General features: G+C 31.1%; 3 protein-coding genes. All 3 read right to left on the reverse strand.

Features of this window, described 5'->3' with window-relative positions:
* The coding region (locus A9G32_RS03055) for a hypothetical protein (RefSeq protein WP_218055816.1) at positions 1–270 on the reverse strand (270 nt) is incomplete at its 3' end.
* Between the two features lie 288 nt (positions 271–558).
* Positions 559–681, reverse strand: a complete 123-nt coding sequence (locus tag A9G32_RS13335; RefSeq protein ID WP_255306802.1) for a hypothetical protein — start codon at positions 679–681, stop codon at positions 559–561.
* A 214-nt stretch (positions 682–895) separates the two neighbouring features.
* Positions 896–1,243, reverse strand: coding sequence for a hypothetical protein (locus A9G32_RS03060; protein WP_065640638.1), 348 nt, complete (start codon positions 1,241–1,243; stop codon positions 896–898).
* Between the last annotated feature and the right edge of the window lie 315 nt (positions 1,244–1,558).

A 1,558-nucleotide genomic window follows, 5' to 3' on the forward strand; every position in this document is an offset into this window, starting at 1 on the left:
CTCAATATTCTGGCCATTAACATGCAGGATATATACCTCCTTATTAGTTGCTGCGGGTAAACCAGACGGAGTATCATAATTCAGCACATAGTCACAGTTAAATAACCAATACCCTCGTTCCTTATCCACACACCAAGCGTGTTGATGAACATCAAAACTCTTCAATAGTTCAGGCATTTTGGTACCAAAGCGGCGGTACTTATTCCATAAATTATCTAAATCATATTTTTTAGCATCTTCTTCCGACACATAGGCATTGACAAATGACATCAGTCACTCCTTAATTTAATTGTGTTAAATAAATTTGGGCTCTGTTATATAAAATATAAATGCAGATAAACAAAATTATAAATAAGATAATTGGTTTGTAAATAACCCAAAATAGATTATAAGTATTCATTATCAGGAGACAAACTGATTAAATTATCATTATAATTTGATTAATAATTGAACTGTGATAATGTTGAAATTCGATTAAAAAGTATGCTGATATTTTGAAGGAAGCAGTAAATTGAAATTTAGCAGATTAAAATTTAGTAAATGTGAATTTAGAGCATTTTAGAGGATGGTTGTGTTGCCATGGGTATTTATATCTAATTGTTGTATTAAATCACGTAATCCATTGGCATCCTTGACCTTAAATAATCGTTTTTCCGCTTCCTCTTTAGTCAATCCCACCATATTGGTCTATTCCTCCAGTATAATAATTGATTATGTTGTTAGCTTACAAAATACTAAAAATTACATCTAATCAGTGCCTTATCATTAAATTCTAAATTTCTAATTCCACTACATTTAAAGACAGTTAACGCCTCTTTTAAAACGATTAATAAATCCGCCTTCGACATAGTCGATAAACAACTGGGATTCATTGACACAATATTCCAAGCAATTTTTACAGGAAAGGAGTTAGCATATTCCAAACCGATCGCTTGCAAATCGCTAGATTTCCAAGGACTGCTTCCAAAATAAACTCAATATTCTGACCATTAACATGCAGGATAAATATTTTTTTAGAAGTTGGTTGAGGTAGACCAGAAGGAGTATCATAAGTCATTACATAATTACAGTAAAACAACCAATACCCTCGTTCCTTATCCACACACCAAGCGTGTTGGTGAACATCAAAACTGTTCAATAGTTCAGGCATTTTGGTACCAATGCTGCGGTACTTATTCCATAAATTATCTAAATCATATTTTTTGGCATCTTCTTCCGACACATAGGCATTGACAAATGGCATCAGTCACTCCTTAATTAAATTGTGTTAAATAAATTTGGGCTCTGTTATATAAAATATAAATGCAGATAAACAGAATTATAAATAAGATAGTTGGTTTGTAAATAACCCAAAATAGATTATAAGTATTCATTATCAGGAGACAAACTGATTAAATTATCATTATAATTTGATTAATAATTGAACTGTGATAATGTTGAAATTCGATTAAAAAGTATGCTGATATTTTGAAGGAAGCAGTAAATTGAAATTTAGCAGATTAAAATTTAGTAAATGTGAATTTAGAGCATTTTAGAGGATGGTTGTGTTGCCATGGGT

Source organism: Gilliamella sp. Gris3-2, assembly GCF_001690345.1.
In the GTDB taxonomy this organism is placed as follows: Bacteria; Pseudomonadota; Gammaproteobacteria; order Enterobacterales; family Orbaceae; genus Gilliamella; species Gilliamella bombi.